Raw genomic sequence first — 23,200 nt, forward strand, 5'->3', positions numbered from 1 at the left:
ACTGCCCGAGTTCTACGCCGTACAAGCGGCCAAATCCACATTATCCGGAGTGTCTACGGACATACCGCTGTGGCGCTGTGCATCGTGTTCCACGTGAAACGTCGCTCGCTGCTTCCCGGAGTCCTCAGCCGTGGCCGCGCCGCAGCTGAGGCACGCGCTAATAAGTCCGTTAAGAGGACTGGATCTGTGGATGGTTCTCGGGATTTATCCACAGGCAGTCGGGCCTCGCTGGTTCAGCACCCCCCGGACATGGCAGGCTCTCCTCATAGCGAGCCTGCAGTCGAGGAGGGTGAGTCCTTGCGGTCCGACGCCAACATCGCGGGGCCGATGGCCGATCCGGTCCCCGGTCCCCGCTCAGCAGATTCAGCCGGGGGGCCTCTGTCCGTGCCCCCGGGATTCGGGAGCGGTGTTTCACGTGAAACATTGCCCCCCATGGACGACACCCCCATCGGCCGCGCCGCCCAGTTGGCGGTCGAGGCGCTGGGCCGCGCGGGTGAAGGACTCCCTCGACCCGCTCAGACCCGCGTGATGGTCGTCGCCAACCAGAAGGGCGGCGTCGGCAAGACCACCACCACCGTCAACCTGGCCGCCTCCCTCGCTCTGCACGGCGGGCGGGTGCTGGTCGTCGACCTCGACCCGCAGGGCAACGCCTCCACGGCGCTGGGGATCGACCACCACGCCGAAGTCCCGTCCATCTACGACGTCCTGGTGGAGAGCAAGCCGCTCTCGGACGTCGTCCAGCCGGTGGCGGACGTGGAGGGGCTGTTCTGCGCCCCCGCGACGATCGACCTGGCCGGCGCCGAGATCGAACTGGTCTCGCTGGTGGCCCGGGAGAGCCGGCTGCAGAGGGCCATCGAGGCCTACGAGCAGCCGCTGGACTACGTCCTGATCGACTGCCCGCCCTCGCTGGGCCTCCTCACCGTCAACGCCCTGGTGGCGGGCGCCGAGGTGGTCATCCCGATCCAGTGCGAGTACTACGCGCTGGAGGGACTGGGACAGCTCCTGAAGAACGTGGACCTGGTCCGCGCCCACCTCAACCCCAAGCTCCACGTCTCGACGATCCTGCTGACCATGTACGACGGCCGCACCCGGCTCGCGTCGCAGGTCGCCGAGGAGGTCCGCACCCACTTCGGCAAGGAGGTGCTGCGGACCAGCATCCCGCGGTCGGTCCGCATCTCGGAGGCCCCGAGCTACGGCCAGACCGTGCTGACCTATGACCCCGGATCCAGTGGCGCCCTGTCGTATCTGGAAGCGGCACGGGAGATGGCGCTACGCGGCCTGCCCAGCCAGGTGGCGGTCGAGTACGACCCACAGGGCCAGCAGCACGACCAGCACAACCCGCACAGCATGTCGGAGGGTATCCAGTGAGTGATCGACGCAGAGGGCTCGGCCGTGGTCTCGGCGCGCTGATCCCTGCCGGGCCGCCGTCGGCGGGCACATCGACGGCGAACGCACCCGTACTGCCGTCGGAGCGCGGCGTCGCGGCGGCGAAGGTGGCCGGCCTGACGGAGCGCAGGACCCCCGAACCGGCCTCGCCGGTCGTGGAGATCCCTGTTTCACGTGAAACAGAGCCGGATCTGTCCGCCGGCCCGGCGGATGTCCCGGCCGCCGGCGCCTACTTCGCCGAGCTGCCGCTCGACTTCATCACGCCGAACCCGCGCCAGCCGCGTGAGGTCTTCGACGAGGACGCGCTCAACGAGCTCATCACCTCCATCAAGGAGGTGGGTCTGCTGCAGCCGGTCGTGGTGCGGCAGATCGGCACCGACCGCTATGAGCTGATCATGGGTGAGCGCCGCTGGCGGGCCTGCCGCGAGGCGGGGCTGGAGCAGATTCCGGCGATCGTCCGTGCCACGGACGACGAGAAGCTCCTCCTGGACGCGCTTTTGGAGAACCTGCACCGGGCCCAGCTGAACCCGCTGGAGGAGGCCGCCGCCTACGACCAGTTGCTGCGGGACTTCGCCTGCACCCACGAGCAGCTCGCGGACCGCATCGGCCGTTCGCGTTCCCAGGTGTCCAACACGCTGCGGCTGCTGAAGCTCTCCGCTCCTGTGCAGCGGCGGGTCGCGGCCGGTGTGCTCTCCTTCGGACACGCGCGGGCGCTGCTCGCCCTCGACGATGCCGAGGAGCAGGACAAGCTGGCCCACCGCATCGTGGCGGAGGGCCTGTCGGTGCGCGTGGTCGAAGAGATCGTGACGCTGATGAACGGCGAGCCGAAGGCGACCAAGAAGGCGGCCGCCCCGCGGGCCGGCCGACGGGTCGCTCCGGCGCTCACCCATCTCGCGACGCGGCTGTCCGACCGGTTCGAGACCCGGGTGAAGGTCGACCTCGGCCAAAAGCGGGGAAAGATCGTCGTGGAGTTCGCCTCGATAGAGGATCTGGAGCGCATCCTGGGAACGATGGCCCCCGGCGAGGGACGCGTCCTGGAGAGCAAACTCGACGACGACGAGTCCGAGGACGACGCCGAGTGACGCAGGGGCACCCCGGCGCCGACCGCCGGGGTGCCCGAGGGCTGTTCGGATCACGACAGAGATGGGGTCTCGGCCACATGGGACGTCGGCTCGTACCGCTCACCCTCGACAATCTGCCGGACCTGCCCAAGCCCTGCCGCCGCTGCGTGTTCTGGGAGCTTGATCCGGTGAGCGGGGAGGCAGCCGTCCAGACCGGCAAGCCCGAGCTGGAGAAGGAAGCCTGGATCTCCGCGGCGCTGCTGGAATGGGGCTCCTGCGGCCGGGTCGTCTACGTCGACGAGGTCCCCGCAGGGTTTGTGCTCTACGCGCCGGCGGCCTACGTGCCCCGCGCGACGGCCTTTCCGACGAGCCCGGTCGCCGCGGACGCCGTCCAGCTGATGACCTCCCGGGTGCTGCCCGGATACCAGGGCCAGGGACTCGGCCGAGTGCTGGTGCAGACCGTCGCCAAGGATCTCGTCCGCCGAGGCTTCAAGGCCATCGAGGCGTTCGGCGACGCCAAGTGGGCGTCGCCCTCATGTGTCCTGCCGGCAGACCATCTGACCGCGGTCGGCTTCAAGACGGTCCGGCAGCATCCGCGCTATCCGCGACTGCGGCTGGAGCTGCGCTCGACGATCTCCTGGAAGGAGGACGTCGAGATGGCGATCGACCGTCTGCTCGGAGCGGTCCAGAAGGAGCCGGCTCTGCGTCCGCTGTAGCGGCACTCGGCACTCGGCACTCGGCACGCGACCGCCGGGCCCGGACATGACGGTGGCCGGTGGATGTTCCACGTGGAACATCCACCGGCCACAGCTGCGTGACGGTGCCTCAGCCGATGAAGTCGGCGAGGTCACGCTCCAGGGCGGACTTCGGCTTGGCGCCGACGATGGTCTTCACGACCTCGCCGCCCTTGTAGACGTTCATCGTGGGGATGGACATCACGCCGTACTTGGCGGCGGTGACCGGGTTCTCGTCGATGTTCAGCTTGACGATGGTGATCTCTTCGGGGTGCTCCGCCGCGATGGCCTCGAGGGACGGGGCGATCTGGCGGCACGGGCCGCACCATTCGGCCCAGAAGTCCACCAGCACGGGCTTGTCGCTGGCGAGCACCTCCTCGGCGAAAGTGGCGTCGGTCACGGGCTTGGTGTTGCCGGCCACGGCAGTCTCCTAGATGTGGGAACGGGCGGGAGTGAGTGAGGTTCGATGGTCAGGCGGTCGCCTCGGCGTCGGCGAGTGCCGCCAGGAAGCGCTCGGCGTCCAGGGCGGCGGAACAGCCGGTGCCGGCCGCGGTGATCGCCTGGCGGTAGGTGTGGTCCACCACGTCGCCCGCGGCGAAGACACCGGGGATGTTGGTGCGGGTGCTCGGCGCCTGCACGACGAGGTAGCCCTCGGCGTCGAGGTCGAGTACGCCCTTGAAGAGCTCGGTCCGCGGGTCGTGACCGATCGCGATGAACAGTCCCGTGACGGGCAGCTCCGACGTCTCACCGGTCGTGGTGTTGCGCAGGGTCAGCCCCGAGAGCTTGCCGTCTCCGTGGATCTCGGCGACCTCACTGTCCCAGACGAAGGAGATCTTCGGGTCGGCGAACGCCCGCTCCTGCATCGCCTTGGAGGCGCGGAGGCTGTCCCGGCGGTGCACGATCTTCACCGACTTGGCGAACCGGGAGAGGAAGGTGGCCTCCTCCATCGCGGTGTCGCCACCGCCGATCACGGCGATGTCGTGCTCGCGGAAGAAGAAGCCGTCACAGGTGGCACACCAGGAGACGCCACGGCCGGACAGCTGGTCCTCGTTCGGCAGGTTCAGCTTGCGGTGCTGGGAGCCGGTGGTGACGATCACGGCCTTCGCCCGGTGCACCGTGCCCGCCGAGTCCGTGACGGACTTCACGTCGCCGGACAGGTCTACGGCCACGATGTCGTCGGGAATCAGCTCGGCGCCGAAGCGCTCGGCCTGCGCCCTCATGTTGTCCATGAGGTCGGGACCCATGATGCCGTCGCGGAAGCCCGGGAAGTTCTCCACCTCAGTGGTGTTCATCAGCGCGCCGCCGGCGGTCACCGAACCTTCGAAGACCAGCGGGTTGAGAGAGGCGCGCGCCGTGTAGAGCGCCGCGGTGTACCCCGCGGGCCCCGAGCCGATGATGATCACGTTACGGACGTCGCTCACGGAAGTCTTCCTCGTCTCTGCGAACTGCTTCGGGGGCCCTGGCTGGACTCTCGTCCTGCCTAACGGATCCTACGGGTCCCGCATTCCCCGGAGCGGCGCGCCGCTCACGTACCAGAACCTCGAAAGACCTAACGGGGATAACTGGCCTGGAACAGCACCGTGCCGGGGCTGGACGCGGTGCAGGAGGCGTTCACCACGAAGGCGTCGACCTGTGAGCTGTCCGCGGGATGCGGCAGCACGACGAGGTAGGCGTCGGCGCCCCGGAACATCTCGCGCTGCGTGGCGAGGGGGGCCTGCGAGCGATGGGTGGCCAGCAGGACACAGGACGGCACTGCGGCGGGCTGGGCCGGCGCGATGTCGGGGTGCGGCGTCTTCTCCAGCATGGGGGTGTTGCCGCGGTCGCTGCCGGAGGCGGCGCTCTCCCCGCCGGCCGCCGGGGTCTGCTGCGCCAGCAGATCGTGGACCGACGCCGCGACGTCGGGCGTCCCCACACCGCTGTCCCGCTTGGCGCTGTCCAGGGACGCATGGGAGGCGCTGCCCGTGCTGGCGATCCCGTAGACCGCTGCGCCCAGTGCCAGGACGCCGGCGGCGTATGCGGTGACCATCAGCCCCCTGCGGCGGCGGGCACCCCGCGGGACACGGGTGGAGCCGGTACGGCCCGGCCCGGTGGGCGCAGGTGGACGACCGCCGGGAGCGAGCGATGTTTCACGTGGAACATCGCGCAGCCGATCCGGTCCGGACCCGGGCTCATCGTGCGATGTTCCACGTGGAACATGCGGCAGGAGCGAGTCGAGCAGCGCCTCGGCGGCCAGAGCGGCGTCGATGCGCCCGGCCACGTCGGCCGGCATCCGCTCCTCGGGCAGCGTGCCCAGCAGATCGTGGATCTCCTTGAGGGACTCCAGCGTCTCCGCGCAGAGCGGGCAGCCGTCGAGGTGCGCACGGACCTCCGCGCTGCGCTCAGGCGGCAGCAGCCGCTCTGAGTAGTCGGAGATCTCCTCGACCTCGGGGTGCGGGTCCTCGCCCGTCGTCGACGTCATCGGTGGCCACCTCCGCTCTGCTCCGATCCCGTCTCTGTGACGGATGTCCCCTCCGTCCGGTTCCTTCCCCCGCCGTGATCACCGTTACCCGCGGGGTCGAGGCGCAGATGGGTGAGAAGGGGCAGCAGCCGGGCGCGACCGCGGGCGCATCTGCTCTTCACCGTGCCGGTGGGGACGTTCAGCACCTCGGCCGCCTCGGCCACCGGGTAGCCCTGCATGTCGACCAGCACCAACGCGGCCCGCTGCTCCAGCGGCAGAGTGGCCAGAGCGGCCACCAGTTCGCGATGGAGTTCGCCACGCTCCGCGGGAGCCTCGGCGGACTCGTGCGGCTCCAGGAGCGTCTCGAAGTTCTCCTCGTCGGCGACCGGAGCGGTGCGGCGAGAGGCGGCCCGGCGGGCCCGGTCCAGGCAGGCGTTCACGGTGATCCGGTGGAGCCAGGTCGTGACGGCCGACTGGCCACGGAAGGTATGGGCGGCCCGGAAGGCCGACACCAGGGCGTCCTGGACGGCGTCGGCGGCCTCCTCGCGGTCCCCCAGGGTCCGCAGCGCCACCGCCCAGAGCCGGTCGCGGTGACGCCGGACGATCTCCCCGAACGCCTCGGGGTCCCCCGCGACGTGTCGGGAGAGCAGATCGGCGTCAGCGACCTCGCCCAGCGGGTTTCCCTCCACGGCCAGGCTCTCCCTCCGCTCCGTCAGCCCGTGACGTTGATCTCAGCGATCCTGCCACGGAAATGGCCGTCTGAGTCCGGCGGGAGGTGGGTGAGCCAGACGAGGAGGTACCGCGTGCTCACCTTGGAGCCCGGCTTCAGCGTCACACTGGTGCCGGATCCGTTCGCGACCTTGTGGAAGCTGTCGAGCGCGGTGGGCTCGCCCGAGGTGCCGTCGGCCGCCGCCATCAGGTCCACCGAGGTGCCTGTCCCCAGGAGGGAGACCTTCACCGCGCTGACCTTCTTGACGCTCCCCAGGTCGAGGATCACGCCCACGCCGTCCTTGAGGCCGCCGAAGTCCGCGGTGGTGTACCAGCTCGTCTGCCAGTACGTCGTCATGTCCTGGTCGTCGACCCTGTCGACCATGGTGGGGTTCTCGCTGCTGTCGCCCAGCGGGTCGAAGTCCTTGACGCCGGCGATCCTGAACCGCTGGGGAGCGGCGTGCGTCGGGTCCTGACCGGCCTTCTGCCCGGTGGGCGGAGTCCGGGTGGACTGGTCCTCGCGCGACTTCAGGGTGTCGGCCAGCTGCCAGCTGCCGAGGCCGATGGCGACGATCACCAGCGCGGACACGGCCCACTTCAGGGCGCGTCCGGTGCGGCCGGGCAGGGTGGGCGGCGGTGCCTGGGCGGCCATCGGCGCGCGACCCGCACCGCGGGACGGCGGGGCCGGCGCCTGGAAGACGGCCTGCTGGTAGGCCGGCGGCTGCTCGGGCGGCCGGATGCGGGGAACCCCCGCCACCGCCTTGGCCAGCTCCTCCGGCGTCGTGCAGGGGGACTCCTCGCGGGAGGCGGTCGCCCCGTCGTTCACCAGGGCGCGCATGGCGACCTCGGACAGCCCCCGGTGGACACCCGCCCGCACCTGGTCGGGAGCGACCAGGCCGACGCCCTTGGGCAGGCCCGCCATGCCGTGTGCGTCGTCCTCGTAGGGCCAGCGCTGGGTGAGGCAGGCGTAGAGCAGCGCGCCGATCGACTCGGTGTCCTGGCGCTGCGGCCGGTCGGAGGTGAGGCCGCGCAGCGCGGCCGTGACCGCGAGGCCACGGATGCGGTACTGACCGGAGACCGTGCGCAGCACGGCCCCCGGGTCGAGCCGCAGATGGGCCAGGCCCTCCCGGTGGGCGGCGGACATGCCCTGGGAGACCTGGCTGACCATCTGGTACGCCTCGTGCGGCTCCAGCGCGCCTGCGGCGAGCAGGTCGGCCAGCGAGGTCGCGTCGGGCAGCCACTCGTGGATGACGTAGACGAGGTCGTCCTCCTCGACGGCGTCGAGGACCTGCACGAAGCGGGGGTCGCCGAGCAGCGCCGCGGAGCGGGCGGCGGCCAGCACACCGCGGGCGCGCGGATGGTCGGCCGGCAGCAGGTGGATGCCGACGGCCCTGCGGAGCTTCTCGTCCACCGCGCGCCAGCTGCTGAAGCCGTCGACGCGGGTGACGCACTCCTCCAACTGGTAGCGGCGGGCGAGCTTGTGACCGCTGTGGAGCTCCCGCGGGGGCTTCCGCACGACCGGCTTCACCGCGGGCTCGACCGCCGGCTCGGCGGCAGGCTCCCGGGCGGGTGTCAGCTCGACGGTGGCCGCCGAGAGCTCAGGTTCGGGGGGGTCGACGGTCTGGACGACGGCGGTCGTGTCCTCGGCGGCGTCGTGGCGCGACACGTGGAGTGTCGGGTCGGCACCGTCCCCAGGCTTGTCCTCAGGTTTGTGCTCAGCGGTGGCCTCAGCCGGGTCCTCGGGAGATCCGTCGGACGTGCCGTGCTCCCCTTCCTCCGCCGGGCCGTCGGCGTCAGCACCGGTCGCGGCATCGGCTGCTGACGTCTCATCGGGGTCCGCGCCCTCGCTCCCGGCGTCGGGGGCCGCCGCGTCCTCCGGGATCGCTTCCCCCTCGCCCGTGGGCACTTCGGCTGCTGCTGGAGAGGCAGGTGCCGGCTGCTCCTCGGGTGTCCTGTCGGCCGTGGCGTTGCTGCTGGTCTGGTCGTCCGTCGTCGCGCCGTCGGATGTGGCCCCGCCCTGCCGGACGGAGGGCGATGCCTCGCCGCCCTCGTTGGCCACACCGACGGCGGCCGTGCTCCGATCCGCCACCGTCGTTCCTGCCTCCCCATCCGTTGCGCGATCCCACATCAAGCCGAAGACAATTGTGCCCGCACTCCTGCTCTCTGCACGACACGCGGTGGGGCGTGAAGGGTGCGCGACACGCTCGCGGGCCGCTCGGGCTCGGGATCAGCGGCCGAGACGGCCTCGCACCATGCCGAGCATCGCCGTCATCTCCTCGATCCGCATCCGCTTGGCGGCCGCGAGGAACAGCCCGATCAGGAGCACGCCGCCGACGACGAGGGAGGCGAGCGCTCCTACGGCTCCACTGCCCAGCGCCCTGCTGGTGAACCACACGGCGATCCCGGCGACGGCCGCCGCGGGGACGCAGGCACCTGTCAGCCGCGCGTAGGTGCGCAGCACCCGGCGGCCGTCCAGGTCGCCGCGCAGCCGCTCGCGCAGCCGCTTGGCGGCCACCCTGACGCCGACCGAGTAGGCCAGGCCGTACGAGAACGCCATGCCGACCACGGCCCAGCGGGGGGACAGCACGAGGAAGCAGAGAGCCGAGGCGGCCGCGTTGACGGCCGCGACGACCACCGTGTTGTAGAAGGGCGTCCGGGTGTCCTCGAAGGCGTAGAAGCCGCGCAGGATGACGTACTGGGCCGAGAAGGGGATCAGCCCGACGCCGAACGCCATCAGGATGAAGCCGATGTTGCGGGCGGACTCGGCGCCGGTGCTGGCGTAGAGCAGCGCGCACATCGGCACGCCGAGGGCCAGGAAGGCGAAGGCGGCGGGCACGATCGCCACCGCCGAGGTGCGGAGCCCGTAGGAGATGTCGTCGCGGACCGCGGTGATGTCGCCGTCGGCGGCGGCCCGGGAGATCCGCGGCAGCACGGCCGCCATCACCGAGACGGTGATGATGGCCTGCGGCATCTGCCAGATCAGCAGGGCGTTGTTGTAGGCGGTGATGCCGGTGCCCTGGTAGCCGCTCTTGTCGGCGTCGGCGCCGGCCCAGGTGGCCAGCTGCGTGACGACGATCAGTCCGGCCTGGTTGGCGAGCACGAAGAAGAACGTCCACTTGGCGAGCTTGGCGGCCTTGCCCAGCCCGTGGCCGCGCCAGTCGAACCGCGGCCGGAACTTGAAGCCCGCGTCCCGCAGGTAGGGCAGCATCGCCAGCGACTGGACGACGAGGCCGAGCAGCGTGCCGATGCCCAGCAGCCGGGTGCCCTCGGGGGTGATCGTGGTGGCGTCCATGCGGGTGGTGCTGTAGGAGCCGTAGACCCAGATGAACATCAGGAAGGTGAAGATCACCACCACGTTGTTCAGCACCGGCGTCCACATCATCGCGCCGAAGCGGCCGCGGGCGTTGAGCACCTGGCCCATCACCACGTGCACGCCCATGAAGAAGATGGTCGGCAGGCAGTAGCGGGCGAAGGTGATGGCGACGCTGTAGGTGTCGGGGTTGTCGGCGATCTTCGCGGACATCAGCCTGATCAGCAGCGGCGCGCCGACCACGGTGATCGCGACGATGCCGCCGAGGATCACCATGACGACGGTCAGCAGCCGGTTGGCGTACGCGGCGCCGCCGTCGTCGTCGTCCTTCATCGCGCGCACCAGCTGCGGGACGAAGACCGAGTTCAGGCCGCCGCCGATGGTGAGGATGTAGATCATCGTGGGCAGCGTGTTCGCGACGGCGTAGGAGTCGCCGAGGGTGGCGACGCCGATCGCGGCGGCGATCACCAGCGTGCGGATGAAGCCGGTCACACGGGAGACCAGGGTGCCCGCGGCCATCAGGGCGCTGGACTTCAGGATGCCGCCGGCCCGGCCGGGCGAGGCGGCGGGCGCGACCGCGGGGATCTGCCCGGTGCCGTCCTGCGGGACGACCGGCACCGGCCCGGTGGGTGGACCCGGGTCGACGTCCGGCGGTGCCTGCGGCACACCCTGCTGCTGGTACGGCTGACCGGTGCGCGGGTCGGCGTAGCCCGGCTGGGCGTACTGCTGCTGGGCGGCGTACTGGGGGTCGCCGTAGTCGGGGCCGAGGTACTGGCTGCCCTGGTAGTACACCGCGGGCCCGTAGGCGGGCTCGCCGTAGACCGGCTCGGAGAAGCCCGTGCCGGTGTTGTCCGCCGGCTGGTGGTAGGTCTGGCCGTAGCCGGGCTGCTGGTAGTACCCCTGCTGCGGCTGCTGGTAGTACGCCTGGCGGGGGTCGTACGCCGGCTGCTGGTAGGGCTGCTGGTACTGCTGCTGCGGGTCGCCCTGCTGCTGGAGGTCCTGCTGCGGGGGATTCGGCTGCTGGGGGTTCTGCTGCGGCTCCGCGTAGCCGTCCTGCCGCTGGTCGCGGAAGAGGTGGTCGTAGGCGTCGTACTGCTGCTCCTCCGGGCGCGCCTGGCCGACCAGCCCGTCCACGCCGGTGTACTGCGTCGACGGCACGTCGCCGTAAGGCATCTGCGGGTAGGACGCCTGCTGCCAGTGCTGGCCGCCGTCGGGCGACGGCGGGGGCGGCGGATGCGCCGCCCGGTCGTACAGCGCGTCGTCCACCGGGTCCTGCGCCGTCGGGTCCTGCTCCTGGTACGGATCGTAGGCATAGGTGTTCTGCAGATACGGGTCAGGTGGCGTGGGACGCTGCTCGGGCGAGGGAGGCATCTGGCCCGCAGAGTCGCGATCACCGTCATACGGCGCGTTCATCAGTGCCCCACCTTATTGTCCGCCGGCTATCCGTCCACTTTCTCACCTGCCGGGGACGGCTTCGGGCTTTCCTGCCGGGTGTCAGCGGCAGGGTCACCCGGCTGCCCGGGATCCTTGCCGTCGGCCTGGCTGCCGTCGCCTCCGCCGCCGTCGTTCCCACCGGTGTCGCCGTCGTCCTCTGTTCCGTCGCCGCCGCCGTCCGCAGCGGCCTGGCGCTTACGTTGACGGTAGATCCGTACGCCCGCCAGCACCAGCAGGAGGAGTCCTGCCGCGATGATGAGCATCACCAGGTCGGTCACCTTGGTGATCTTGACGGCGAACGTCATCACGCTCGAGCCGTAGACCTTGTCGTCCTGCGTGTACAGGGCGGCGCTGATCCCGACCTTGCCGTTGGCACTCGCCGTCGTCTGGAACTTCAGGGTACGGGTGTGGCCGCCGTCGATGGTGATCGACTGCTGGTTGTTCTTGATCTCCAGCCGGATGTCCTGGTTGGAGGTGAGCCGGAGCACCAGTCCGGTGACCGGCTGGCTCAGCTCGTTCTTGACGGTGACCGGGATGGTGCCGCTGCGGCCCGAGAGCGTCAGGACAGTCGGCTTGTCCAGGATGTGCACCGCGTCGACGAGTTCGCTGAGGTACACGCCGATCGAGTCCAGGTAGCTCTTGGCGTCCGGAGGGCTCGCGGCGGCCGCGGCGTTCTGCGGATCGGGCCGCCAGCCTGTGGAGGTCGCCCGCAGCATCGCGTTGCGGAAGGGCACCGTCACGCGGTCCTTGATGGTGAGAATCACCACGAAGTTGTTGAGGGTGCCCATGTCGGCGGCCAGCTGCTTGAACGTCTCGGTGGGCAGCTCCTGCTTGCGCAGCGTCTTCGGGTATGCGGATGTGGGCGCCACCCGGTGCGAGGCGCGCGCGTCCGGCTTGGCCTTGGCAGCGGTGTCGAAGTCGACGGTCTGCGCCCACGGGCTGCCGTCCACGTCGTGGATCGCCTCGGCCATCGCCTGGGCCTGCGCGACGGTGGGGCGGCGTTGCGGGACCACCGCGAGGGTGCGCTGCTCCTGCGGCGCCTGCATGGTGATCATCAGCGTCTGCGCGATGAAGCTCTGGATCGCCAGGTCGGCGTTCTGCGCGTAGAGCATGTCGCCGGCGAAGGCGGTGGACAGGGACACGTCGGAGACCACCGCGGTGGTGCCGCCGCCGATGGGCCGCGCCGCGGTCGGCGTGTGCGACAGGCTGTTCTCGGGGAAGGTGTCGCTGCGGGCGATGATCCGCTTCGCCCCGCCGCCGCGCGCCGTGGCCACGATGGACGGATCGAGTGCGCCGTTCACCGGCCAGGCCACGTCGCCGCTGGAGTGGACTCCCGCGATGGTGTCGACGGTGATCCGGCCCAGTTCGCCGGCGGTCTTCAGCTGGGCCGCGCTGCCGCTCACGTGCGCACCGCGGTGGGCGAGCGAGGCCAGGTCCGGGTCGCCGAACGGCAGCGCCACCACCTGGTCGCCGACGACCGCCGTCTTCAGCGAGTTCAGCCACTGCGTGGCCAGGGCCGCGCCGGTGCCCGGGGTGCTCCTGGTCACGTCGCCGCCGGGACCGGCGACCCGGTACCCCTTGGTCATCGCCTCGACCGTGGCGAGCAGGTCCGGGTCGATGACCCAGGTGACCGGGAGGTCCTTGGCGAGGTCGACCATCACCTGCAGCCGGCCGCCGGGCGCCAGCTCGGGGGCGAGGTCGTCGTCGAGGAAGATCGGATTCTGCTGGGAGTCGGTGTCGCCGCGCGCGGCGATGTGCGGCCGGTCGGTGAGCGGCCACAGGTAGGTCAGCTGGGTGGGCTTGGCGCTCTCGCCGTCGGCGTACCAGGGCAGGAAGGTCCGCTTGATGCCGAGCACGTGCTCCCAGGGCTCGACCGAGGTCCAGCCCTCCAGGGCGACGCTCAGCTGGTAGACGCCCGTGGAGCCCAGCGAGAGGGCGCTGACGGGCACCTTCAGGCTGAAGGAGGCGATGCCGCCGGCCGGGATGTCCGCCAGGTCCGCGGTGTGGTCCGGGATGTCGTCGCCGTCCTGGGCGCTGACGTAGCCGCTGCGGGCCGCGGCGCTCTTCATGGCGCTGCGGGAGGCCAGCGGTCCGCCGGGGCCGACCCGCAGTCCCACGTGGGCCTGGGTGATCCTCACCTTGGCGTGGTTCACGATCGTCCCGGTGACCGTGACCGAGTCGTCCTTGGTGGGCACCCGCGGGGTCAGGCCGTTCAGGGCGAGCGTGGCGGTGTGGGAGCCGGTGGCCGCCGCTGCCTTCGCCGGCGCCCTGGTCGGCACCTGTGCCTGTGAGCCGGTGGCCTGGAGGCCCTGGAGGAGCCCAGCGAGCAGCGTGGCGCCCGTCAGGAGCGCCGTGACCCGCAGCCTCCGGCGGCTGACCGACGGAGGTGTCCCGGGTGCCTGTGCCGCCTCGCCCACGCGCGTTCGCCCGTCCCTCGTCGTCATCGCTTGTCGGTCGTCCCTCGGAAGTGCGTGCTGGCATGTTAACGAGCCGCGCTGTGCCGAAGTGCTGCGGAGTCCCGTAGTGGCAGTAGTCGGGGCAGTGAGAACCAGGGCGCCACCGGTGCCCGGCGACCCGTACCCTTTGACGTTGTGCCGAATGCCAGCAATGCCGCCCAGAATCCGCAGGCCCGCCACCGCATCGAGCCGGTGGCCGAGGACCTCGGCCGCCGTTTCCGCGACGCGGGGTTCCAGCTCGCGCTCGTCGGCGGCTCGGTCAGGGACACCCTGCTCGGCAGACTCGGCAACGACCTGGACTTCACCACCGACGCTCGGCCCGAGCAGGTCCTGAAGCTCCTGCGGCCCTGGGCCGACGCCGTCTGGGAGGTCGGCATCGCCTTCGGGACGGTGGGGGGCATGAAGGACGGCTACCAGATCGAGGTCACCACCTACCGGTCCGAGGCGTACGACCGTACCTCGCGCAAGCCCGAGGTGTCGTACGGCGACACCATCGAGGAGGACCTGGTCCGCCGCGACTTCACGGTCAACGCGATGGCCGTCGCCCTGCCCGACGCCGACTTCATCGACCCCTACGGCGGTCTGGACGACCTGGCGGCGCGGGTGCTGCGGACGCCCGGCACCCCGGAGTCGTCCTTCTCCGACGATCCGCTGCGGATGATGCGCGCGGCCCGCTTCGCCGCACAGCTGGACTTCGAGGTGGCGCCGGAGGTGGTGGCGGCGATGACCGCCATGGCCGACCGCATCGAGATCGTCTCCGCCGAGCGGGTCAGGGACGAGCTGAACAAGCTGGTCCTCTCCGACCACCCCCGCAAGGGGCTCCGGCTGCTCGTCGAGACCGGCCTGGCCGACCGGGTGCTGCCGGAGCTGTCCGCGCTGCGCCTGGAGCGTGACGAGCACTTCCGGCACAAGGACGTCTACGAGCACACCCTGACCGTGCTGGAGCAGGCCATCGACCTGGAGACCGACGGTCCCGACCTGGTGCTGCGGCTGGCCGCGCTGCTCCATGACATCGGGAAGCCGCGCACCCGCCGTTTCGAGTCCGACGGCCGGGTCTCCTTCCATCACCACGAGGTGGTGGGGGCGAAGATGACCAAGGCCCGGATGACCCAGCTGAAGTACCCCAACGAGCAGGTGAAGGACGTCTCCCGGCTGGTGGAGCTGCACCTGCGCTTCCACGGCTACGGCAGCGGGGAGTGGACCGACTCCGCGGTGCGGCGCTACGTCCGGGACGGTGGCCCGCTGCTGGAACGGCTGCACAAGCTCACCCGCTCCGACTGCACGACCCGCAACAAGCGCAAGGCCGCCGCGCTCTCCCAGACGTACGACGGCTTGGAGGCACGGATCGCCGAGCTGCAGGAGCGCGAGGAGCTGGACGCGATCCGCCCGGACCTGGACGGCAACCGGATCATGGAGGTCCTGGACGTCAAGCCGGGCCCCGTGGTCGGCAAGGCGTACCAGTTCCTGCTGGAGCTGCGGCTGGAGCACGGGCCCCTCGCCGAGGAGGCGGCCATCGCCGCGCTCAGGGACTGGTGGGCGGCGCAGAACTGAGGCCGGTCGCCGCCGAGCCGCCCGATGTTCCACGTGGAACATCGCCATCCCTCGCGTCGGCTCCCGCGACCGCGGAGCCGGCCCCGCCACCCCTCCGCACTCATCGCGCCCATCGCGCCGTGCGATGTTCCACGTGGAACATCGGCCTACGGGCGTGCCTCGGCGGCTCGCGTCCGGTGTCCGACCCGCAGTACGGCGACCGCCACCGCGGCGTAGATCAGCGTGAGGCCGGCGATCAGGGTGGCGGAGCGGCCGTCCGCCGGCAGCACCAGTGCGGAGACCGCCGCCGCTCCGACAAACGCCACGTTGAAGGCGACGTCGTAGAGGGAGAAGACCCGGCCGCGGAAGCCGTCGTCGACAGTCGACTGCACGATGGTGTCGGTGGCGATCTTGGCGCCCTGCATCGTGAAGCCGAGTGCGAAGGCGGCCAGCATCAGGGGAGTCATGTCGAAGCCCACGGCCAGCAGCGGGAGCAGGACAGCCGATCCCGCCGCGCACCCGGCGATCCAGCCCGAGGGGCCGAACCGGGCGCCGGCCCAGGGCGTGACGAGCGCCGCCACGAAGAACCCGGCCGCCGACAGGCCGACGGCCAGCCCGAGCAGGGCGAGCCCCCGGTCGTCGTCGGTCGGCGAGGACCAGGCGTAGCGGCAGAGCATCAGCACGGTGACGGTCAGGGCGCCGTAGCAGAACCGCATCGCGGTCACCGCGGCCATGGCCTGCCGGGCGGCCGGGCGCTCCCGAAGGTGGTTCAGCCCCTCGCCCAGGCCGCGGGCGGTGGAGGCGAGAGCCGAGGCGAACCGCGGCCCGGCGCCCCGCAGGTCCGGGCCGAGCAGATCGCGTCCGAGGGTGAGGGCGGACAGACCCGCGCAGCCGTACAGCACGGCGCCGAGGAGGACGGTGGCGGCGTCGGCGGCCGCGCCCGTGGACAGGAAGAGATGGACGACGAAGGCGGCACCGCCGCCCGCGGTCGCGGCGAGGGTTCCCGCGGTGGGCGACAGGGAGTTCGCCGTCACCAGCTGGTCCCCGGCCACCACCCGGGGCAGCGCGGCGGACAGCCCGGCCAGCACGAAGCGGTTCACGCCGGTCACCGAGAGGGCCGAGAGGTAGAACAGCCAGTCCGGCACGTGCAGCAGGATCAGCGCGGCCGTGGCGCAGGACAGGACCGCGCGCAGGGCGTTGCAGTAGAGCAGCACCTGGCGCCGGCGCCAGCGGTCCAGCAGCACACCGCTGAACGGGCCGAGCAGCGAGTAGGGCAGCAGCAGTACGGCCATCGCGGAGGCGACCGCGCCGGGCGAGGTCTGCTTCTCCGGGGAGAACACCACGTAGGCGGCCAGTGCGACCTGGAAGACGCCGTCGGAGAGCTGGGACAGCAGACGCACCGCCAGCAGGCGCCGGAAGTCCGGCAACCGCAGCAGCACGCGCAGATCGCGGACGACAGCCATGGACACACCCTCACACGACGCACGAGGCCCCGGGCACACGACCCGGGGCCTCGACACCGATCAGAGCCGTCGTCGCAGCGGCGACGTCAGCGGTTCAGCGGTTCAGCGATACCAGCAGTACAGGCGGTACGGCGGTTCAGCGCTCGACCTCGCCGCGGATGAACTTCTCCACGTTGTCGCGGGCCTCGTCGTCGTAGTACTGCACCGGCGGGGACTTCATGAAGTACGAGGACGCGGAGAGGATCGGGCCGCCGATGCCGCGGTCCTTGGCGATCTTCGCGGCACGCACGGCGTCGATGATGACACCGGCGGAGTTCGGGGAGTCCCAGACCTCCAGCTTGTACTCCAGGTTCAGCGGGACGTCGCCGAACGCGCGGCCCTCGAGGCGGACGTACGCCCACTTGCGGTCGTCCAGCCACTGCACGTAGTCCGAGGGACCGATGTGGACGTTCTTGGCGCCCAGCTCGCGGTCGGGGATCTGCGAGGTGACGGCCTGCGTCTTGGAGATCTTCTTGGACTCCAGGCGCTCACGCTCGAGCATGTTCTTGAAGTCCATGTTGCCGCCGACGTTCAGCTGCATGGTGCGCTCGAGGACGACGCCGCGGTCCTCGAAGAGCTTGGCCAGCACGCGGTGCGTGATGGTCGCGCCCACCTGGGACTTGATGTCGTCGCCGACGATCGGCACGCCGGCCTCGGTGAACTTGTCCGCCCACTCCTTGGTGCCGGCGATGAAGACCGGGAGGGCGTTGACGAACGCGACCTTGGCGTCGATGGCGCACTGCGCGTAGAACTTCGCAGCGGCCTCGGAACCGACCGGCAGGTAGCAGACCAGGACGTCGACCTTGCGGTCCTTGAGGATCTCGACGATGTCGACCGGGGCCTCGTCGGACTCCTCGATGGTCTCGCGGTAGTACTTGCCGAGGCCGTCGAGGGTGTGGCCGCGCTGCACGGTCACACCGGTCTGCGGCACGTCGGCGATCTTGATGGTGTTGTTCTCGCTGGCCCCGATGGCGTCCGCGAGGTCGAGTCCGACCTTCTTCGCGTCGACATCGAAGGCGGCCACGAACTCAACGTCACGCACGTGGTATTCGCCGAACTGCACGTGCATGAGACCAGGCACCCTGCTGTCCGGGTCGGCGTCCTTGTAGTACTCGACACCCTGCACCAGCGACGTGGCGCAGTTGCCTACGCCAACGATGGCTACGCGAACCGAACCCATACCGGTTGCTCCTTGTGAAATCGTCACGCGGTTCCCCGGTCTCCGGGTCGGCCGCCGTTCTCTTGATGGTTGTCGTTGTCGTCCCGCTCGGCGGTCGGGCGCACCACGCGTCCGGCCCGCTCGGTCTCGATCAGCTCATTGAGCCACCGGACCTCGCGTTCCACCGATTCCATGCCGTGCCGCTGCAGCTCGAGCGTGTAGTCGTCGAGCCGTTCACGGGTGCGCGCGAGCGAGGCGCGCATCTTCTCCAGGCGTTCCTCCAGGCGGCTGCGCCGCCCTTCGAGGACTCGCATCCTGACGTCCTTCGACGTCTGGCCGAAGAAGGCGAAACGAGCCGCGAAGTGCTCGTCCTCCCAGGCGTCCGGGCCGGAGGCGGCGAGCAGCTCCTCGAAGTGCTCCTTGCCCGCGGCCGTCAGCCGGTAGACGATCTTCGCTCGCCGGCCGGCGAGCGGCGCGGCCGGCGTGTCGCCGTCCGGTGCCGTCTCCTCGACCAGCCACCCCTGGATGACCAGCGTCTTCAGGCAGGGATAGAGCGTCCCGTAGCTGAAGGCACGGAACACCCCGAGTGAGGTGTTGAGCCGCTTGCGCAGCTCGTAGCCGTGCATCGGGGACTCACGCAGCAGACCGAGAATCGCGAATTCGAGGATTCCGGAGCGCTTGCTCAATCCCTCGTCCCCTCGTCCGCGTGTCGAGCGGTCCACCGCCGGGGGTCCCGGCCGTGTGGCTACCGTGTCCAGCATGTTCGTTCCAGACTGTCTCGGCCCGATGTATCGAGTCGATACATCTGGACGATAGAACGGCTCGACACATCATGCAAGGCGCGGCGCGGTGACCGGCATCACATCGCCGAACCTGTGAGCACCCATGTATCCCTTTTGCGACGAACCTGCGGATCCTGCGTCTTTTGATCCTGCGTACTCTGTTCGCCATGCGAAGCACCGGGAACCCTGCGACGCCGGCGTGCGTCTTGATCCTCGGTGCGGTGCGACTTGACCTGGTCGCGCGCAGGGGGACCCGACCCGAACGTCATCGAGGACCTGCAGGCGATCCCGCCTGTCGAGGAGTAGCTGTTCATGAGCGAGCACCGTCGCAAGCCGCCGCCGCAGTCGCCGCCGCCCGGCGGCCGCGCTGCCGCACGGCGAGCGGGGCAGCAGCCGACACCCCCTCCGTCCGGCGGCCGTCGGGCCGCCGGCGGTCCCCCGGCCGGATCCGGATCGCCTAGCGGCATGCCGACGGGCTCGCCGAGCGGCCCCGCCGCCGACGACCAGCCCTACCAGGGGCGCGCGGCCGCACGCCGCGCGGCCCAGGGACGCCCCGGCGCCGGCGCGGGCAGGCGCCGCGCCGCGGGACCCGCCGGTCCCGGGGCCACCGGCCCAGGGCGGGCCGGCCGGGGCGCGGGACGACGCCCGGCCAAGAAGCGGTTCATCGACTACCCGCGCTTCGGCAAGGACGGCTGGCGCCACTGGATGCCGTCCTGGCGCCAGGTGACCGCGGTGTGCATCGGCTTCTTCGGCGCCCTCGTTGGCCTGGTCGGCATCGCCTACGCGATGGTCAGCGTGCCGGACGAGAACCTCGCCGCGACCGCGCAGAACAACGTCTACTACTGGGCCGACAACACGCAGATGGTCGCCACCGGCGGTGAGGTCAACCGCCAGATCCTCGACATCGACGCCATCCCGAAGAGCATGCAGAACGCCGTGGTCTCCGCGGAGAACAAGACGTTCTGGACCGACAAGGGCGTCGACCCGATGGGCATCACCCGCGCCGTCTACAACATGGCGCGCGGCGGCGAGACCCAGGGCGGCTCGACCATCACCCAGCAGTACGTGAAGAACACCCGGCTCACCCAGCAGCAGACCTTCAGCCGGAAGTTCAAGGAACTCTTCATCTCCATAAAGGTCGGCGCGACCTTGAAGAAGACCGACATCATGGCGGGCTACCTCAACACCTCCTACTTCGGCCGCAACGCCTACGGCATCCAGGCCGCGGCCCGCACGTACTACGGCATCGACGCCTCCAAGCTGAACCCGAGCCAGTCCGCGTTCCTGGCCGCGCTGCTCAAGGGCCCGACGTACTACGACCCGGCCGGCAACACCGACATCGACCCGGACGCCACCGCGGCGAACAACCTGAAGAACTCCAAGGAGCGCTGGGGCTGGATCCTGGACCAGGAGGTCCAGGACGGCAGGCTGTCGGCCGCCGACCGCGCGAAGTACGCCGCATACCCGATGCCGAAGACGCCGACCAAGAACGCGCAGCTGGCAGGCCAGGTCGGCTACCTCGTCGAGACCGCCAAGAACTACCTGATCAACAACAAGATCCTCACCCCGGACCAGCTCACCCAGGGCGGCTACGAGATCCACACCACCTTCGAGAAGCCGAAGGTGAACGCGCTCGAGGCCGCGGTGAAGAAGGTCCAGGCGGCGCACATCAAGCCCGGTGGCACCCATGTCGACAAGAGCGACAAGGCGGACCCGGACAAGGACAAGTTCGTGCAGTTCGGCGGGGCGTCACTGAACCCGCAGAGCGGCGCGATCCTGGCGCTGTACGGCGGCACCGACTACACCAAGCACTTCACCAACAACGCCGACGAGACCGGCGCCCAGGTCGGATCGACCTTCAAGCCGTTCGTGCTCGCGGCCGCGATGACCCACGGCGTGCGCAACCCCGACCTGGGGGAGAGCCAGACCGACGACCAGCGCACCCCGGTCTCGCCGGACAGCGTGTTCAGCGGCAAGAACAAGCAGCAGATCATGACGTACCAGGGCAAACCCTGGTACAATAACGACGGCCAGCCCTGGTACCAGCCCAACGACGACGGCGACAACTTCCCGCGGGTCACCCTGCGCGACGCGCTCGACCGCTCGCTGAACGCGCCGTTCGTCCAGCTCGGCGAGGACGTCGGCACCGACCTCGTGCACAACGCGGCGCTCGCCGCCGGCCTCGTGCCGACCAGCCACAACGCGCTGGACGACTACAAGAACAGTGTCACGTACTCGATCGGCACCTCCTCGCCCAGCGCGATCCGGATGGCCGACGCCTACGCCACGATCGACAACCACGGTGAGCAGAACGAGCCCTTCTCGGTGCAGCTCGTGAAGCACGGGGGCGAACCGATCTGGCAGCACGACACCGACAAGAGGGCCAAGCCCAAGGTCGCGTTCGACGCCAACGTCGCCGACACCATCACCGGGATGCTCGCCGACGTGATCAAGAAGGGCACCGGTACCACCGCGCAGCTCGACGGCGGCCGTCCCGCGGCCGGCAAGACCGGTACCACCGACGACAACAAGTCGGCCTGGTTCGACGGCTTCACTCCGCAGCTGTCCACCACCGTGGTGATGTTCCGGCGCGACGACCAGACGCACGTCGACCCGAAGACCGGCAAGGCGCTCAACAACCCGTTCCTGAAGATGTACGGGACCGGTGGCGCGCCGACGATTCACGGTAACTCCTTCCCGGCGCAGATCTGGAAGGACTACATGAACTCCGTCCTCACCAGAAACGTGCCGAAGACGCCGTTCCAGAAGCCCTCCACCACGGTCGGCAAGCTCATCTACGGCAACGTGCCGAGCCCGACGCCCTCCCCGACCGAGACGACGCCGACGCCGACCACGCCGCCGCCGACGATGACCACGCCGCCCACCACGCCGCCGACCACCCCGACGGACACGCCGCCGACCACCCCGACGGACACGCCGACCACGCCGTGCTTCCCGTGGGACAAGAACTGCGGCACCACGCCGACGCCCACCGACACGACGACACCCACCGGCCAGCCGACGGGCAGGAACCCCAACAACCCGAACCACCCCAACGGCGGCGGAGGCTGATCCGCGGGCCCCGCACGGGGCCCGCAGTCCGGCCGCGGACCGGACAGCGCCGTTCAGAGCCCCTGTGACGAATCGAGGCCACAGGGGCTCTCGCGCGCACAGTCGCGTACGGCAGGATGGCGCCATGACGAGCGTGCGCGACCGCGAAGAGGACGACCAGCGAGAGCTCTCCGTCCGCCCCACGGACGAGGACCCGCTGGCCGTGTCCGGCAGCGAACTGATCGGCGGCCCCGCCGGGCGGTGGGCCAGGGCGGCCGGCCACCACTGGTGGAACCCGCTGCGGGTGATGGTCCTGGTCGTGATCGGGATGTTCGCGCTCGGCATGGTCCAGAAGGCGTCCTGCTACTCCGGCGCCTGGTTCCAGCCCGGCGACCCGCAGTACATCCACGCGTGCTACTCCGACATCCCGCACCTGTACGCCCAGCGCGGCTTCTCCACCGACCTGGTGCCGTACTTCGACAGGATCCCGACGGGCATGAGCGGCTCCGCCGACCTGCACTACCTGGAGTACCCGGTGCTCACCGGGCTCTTCATGGAGGTCGCGTCCTGGCTCACCCCGCACGGCTCCGCGCAGCACAGCGCGCAGACGTACTGGGCGGTCAACGCCGGGATGCTGATGGTCTGCGCGGTCGTGCTGGTGGTGTGCGTGGCGCGCACCACCCGGCGCCGGCCGTGGGACGGGCTCTTCGTGGCGCTGTCCCCCGCGCTCGCGCTGACCGCGACCGTCAACTGGGACCTGTTCGCGGTGGCGCTCGCCGCGGCCGGGCTGATGCTCTGGTCGCGCGGCCGGCCCGGCTGGGCCGGTGTGCTGATCGGCCTGGCCACCGCGGCCAAGCTCTACCCCGTGCTGCTGATCGGCGTGCTGTTCTTCCTGTGCCTGCGGGCCGGACGGCTGCGGCAGTTCGCCGTCGCGCTGGGCGGCGCCGTCGGCGCCTGGCTGGTGGTGAACCTGCCGGTGATCGTCTGGGCCAGGTCCGGCTGGGCGCAGTTCTACTCCTTCAGCCGGTCCCGGCCGACCGACTACGGCTCGCTCTGGCTGATCATCAGCGAGCGCTCCGGCCACGTCTTCACCATCGACTCCGTCAACGCCTTCGGCACCGCGCTGATGCTGCTGCTCTGCGCGGCGGTCGCCGGGCTCGCCCTGTGCGCCCCGCGCCGGCCGCGGCTCGGGCAGCTGGCCTTCCTGGCGGTGGCCGCGCTGGTGCTGAGCAACAAGGTCTACTCGCCGCAGTACGTGCTGTGGCTGCTGCCGCTGGCCGTGATGGCCCGGCCGCGCTGGCGGGACCTGCTCATCTGGCAGGGCGCCGAGGTGATCTACTTCCTGGGCATCTGGTACCGGCTCGCGTACGTCACCGGCGCCAAGCACCACGGCCTCACCGCAGACGCCTACCACCTGGCCATCGGCGTGCACCTGCTGGGCGTGCTCTACCTGAGCGCGATCGTGGTGCGCGACATCCTGCTGCCCGAGTACGACGTGCTGCGGCAGGGCGGCGAGGACGACCCGGCCGGCGGCCCGCTGGACGGCGCGGACGACGTCTTCGTCCTCGGCCCCGAGCCGCACGAGCCCAAGCACGCGGCGGCCGCGTAGCGCCTCTTCAGGCGGCTACGCGGCCGGTGACCGTGCCGGGG

General features: G+C 70.4%; 16 protein-coding genes. 6 read left to right on the forward strand and 10 right to left on the reverse strand.

The features are described from left to right. The first annotated feature begins 249 nt into the window (after nucleotides 1–249). The 3 genes from V2S66_RS03575 to V2S66_RS03585 all read left to right on the forward strand — a co-directional run bounded on the left by V2S66_RS03575 (nucleotide 250) and on the right by V2S66_RS03585 (nucleotide 3,163). On the forward strand, nucleotides 250–1,368 hold the full coding sequence (locus tag V2S66_RS03575; protein WP_330792943.1) for a ParA family protein: 1,119 nt from the start codon (nucleotides 250–252) through the stop codon (nucleotides 1,366–1,368). Beyond that, a complete protein-coding gene (locus V2S66_RS03580; RefSeq protein WP_330792944.1) occupies nucleotides 1,365–2,468 on the forward strand; it encodes a ParB/RepB/Spo0J family partition protein in 1,104 nt (367 codons plus the stop codon). The genes V2S66_RS03575 and V2S66_RS03580 overlap by 4 nt, the downstream gene beginning before the upstream one ends. Before the next feature lie 77 nt (nucleotides 2,469–2,545). Further along, the gene (locus V2S66_RS03585) at nucleotides 2,546–3,163 is read left to right on the forward strand and encodes a GNAT family N-acetyltransferase (RefSeq protein WP_330792945.1); all 618 of its coding nucleotides are present in this window, start codon (nucleotides 2,546–2,548) and stop codon (nucleotides 3,161–3,163) included. Between the two features lie 109 nt (nucleotides 3,164–3,272). On the opposite strand, the gene trxA is transcribed toward V2S66_RS03585, so the two are convergent. The 7 genes from trxA to V2S66_RS03620 form a co-directional block, all read right to left on the reverse strand. Beyond that, nucleotides 3,273–3,602 carry a thioredoxin gene (gene trxA, locus V2S66_RS03590; protein ID WP_330792946.1) on the reverse strand — a complete coding sequence of 110 codons (330 nt, stop codon included), beginning with the start codon at nucleotides 3,600–3,602 and terminating at the stop codon, nucleotides 3,273–3,275. A 49-nt stretch (nucleotides 3,603–3,651) separates the two neighbouring features. Further along, nucleotides 3,652–4,602 (reverse strand): thioredoxin-disulfide reductase, encoded by a 951-nt coding sequence (gene trxB, locus V2S66_RS03595; RefSeq protein ID WP_330792947.1) that lies wholly within the window; start codon nucleotides 4,600–4,602, stop codon nucleotides 3,652–3,654. 128 nt (nucleotides 4,603–4,730) lie between these two features. Beyond that, on the reverse strand, nucleotides 4,731–5,639 hold the full coding sequence (locus V2S66_RS03600) for an anti-sigma factor family protein (protein ID WP_330792948.1): 909 nt from the start codon (nucleotides 5,637–5,639) through the stop codon (nucleotides 4,731–4,733). Continuing rightward, a complete protein-coding gene (sigM, locus tag V2S66_RS03605) occupies nucleotides 5,636–6,307 on the reverse strand; it encodes an RNA polymerase sigma factor SigM (RefSeq protein ID WP_330792949.1) in 672 nt (223 codons plus the stop codon). The genes V2S66_RS03600 and sigM overlap by 4 nt, the downstream gene beginning before the upstream one ends. 23 nt (nucleotides 6,308–6,330) lie before the next feature. Further along, nucleotides 6,331–7,992 (reverse strand): protein kinase family protein, encoded by a 1,662-nt coding sequence (locus V2S66_RS03610; RefSeq protein ID WP_413966289.1) that lies wholly within the window; start codon nucleotides 7,990–7,992, stop codon nucleotides 6,331–6,333. 561 nt (nucleotides 7,993–8,553) lie between these two features. Then, the gene (gene murJ, locus V2S66_RS03615) at nucleotides 8,554–11,049 is read right to left on the reverse strand and encodes a murein biosynthesis integral membrane protein MurJ (RefSeq protein WP_330792951.1); all 2,496 of its coding nucleotides are present in this window, start codon (nucleotides 11,047–11,049) and stop codon (nucleotides 8,554–8,556) included. 26 nt (nucleotides 11,050–11,075) lie between these two features. Further along, nucleotides 11,076–13,487: a DUF6049 family protein gene (locus tag V2S66_RS03620; protein ID WP_330792952.1), complete on the reverse strand. Its 2,412-nt coding sequence runs from the start codon at nucleotides 13,485–13,487 to the stop codon at nucleotides 11,076–11,078. Between the two features lie 174 nt (nucleotides 13,488–13,661). Here V2S66_RS03620 and V2S66_RS03625 point away from each other — a divergent pair, with 174 nt between their 5' ends. Further along, the gene (locus tag V2S66_RS03625; RefSeq protein WP_330792953.1) at nucleotides 13,662–15,077 is read left to right on the forward strand and encodes a CCA tRNA nucleotidyltransferase; all 1,416 of its coding nucleotides are present in this window, start codon (nucleotides 13,662–13,664) and stop codon (nucleotides 15,075–15,077) included. Between the two features lie 146 nt (nucleotides 15,078–15,223). Here the strand turns inward: V2S66_RS03625 and V2S66_RS03630 are convergent, their stop codons facing one another. From V2S66_RS03630 to V2S66_RS03640, 3 genes are all read right to left on the reverse strand, one after another. After that, nucleotides 15,224–16,519: an MFS transporter gene (locus V2S66_RS03630; RefSeq protein WP_330792954.1), complete on the reverse strand. Its 1,296-nt coding sequence runs from the start codon at nucleotides 16,517–16,519 to the stop codon at nucleotides 15,224–15,226. A gap of 136 nt (nucleotides 16,520–16,655) precedes the next feature. Further along, nucleotides 16,656–17,738, reverse strand: coding sequence for an inositol-3-phosphate synthase (locus V2S66_RS03635; RefSeq protein WP_330792955.1), 1,083 nt, complete (start codon nucleotides 17,736–17,738; stop codon nucleotides 16,656–16,658). A gap of 23 nt (nucleotides 17,739–17,761) precedes the next feature. Beyond that, complete coding sequence (locus V2S66_RS03640) at nucleotides 17,762–18,403, reverse strand: PadR family transcriptional regulator (protein ID WP_330792956.1); 642 nt, start codon at nucleotides 18,401–18,403, stop codon at nucleotides 17,762–17,764. A gap of 561 nt (nucleotides 18,404–18,964) precedes the next feature. Here V2S66_RS03640 and V2S66_RS03645 point away from each other — a divergent pair. Next, complete coding sequence (locus V2S66_RS03645) at nucleotides 18,965–21,571, forward strand: transglycosylase domain-containing protein (protein ID WP_330792957.1); 2,607 nt, start codon at nucleotides 18,965–18,967, stop codon at nucleotides 21,569–21,571. Between the two features lie 124 nt (nucleotides 21,572–21,695). Then, nucleotides 21,696–23,159 carry a glycosyltransferase family 87 protein gene (locus V2S66_RS03650; RefSeq protein WP_330792958.1) on the forward strand — a complete coding sequence of 488 codons (1,464 nt, stop codon included), beginning with the start codon at nucleotides 21,696–21,698 and terminating at the stop codon, nucleotides 23,157–23,159. Nucleotides 23,160–23,200 lie beyond the last annotated feature (41 nt).

This window comes from Actinacidiphila polyblastidii (assembly GCF_036353415.1).
Lineage (GTDB): Bacteria > Actinomycetota > Actinomycetes > Streptomycetales > Streptomycetaceae > Actinacidiphila > Actinacidiphila polyblastidii.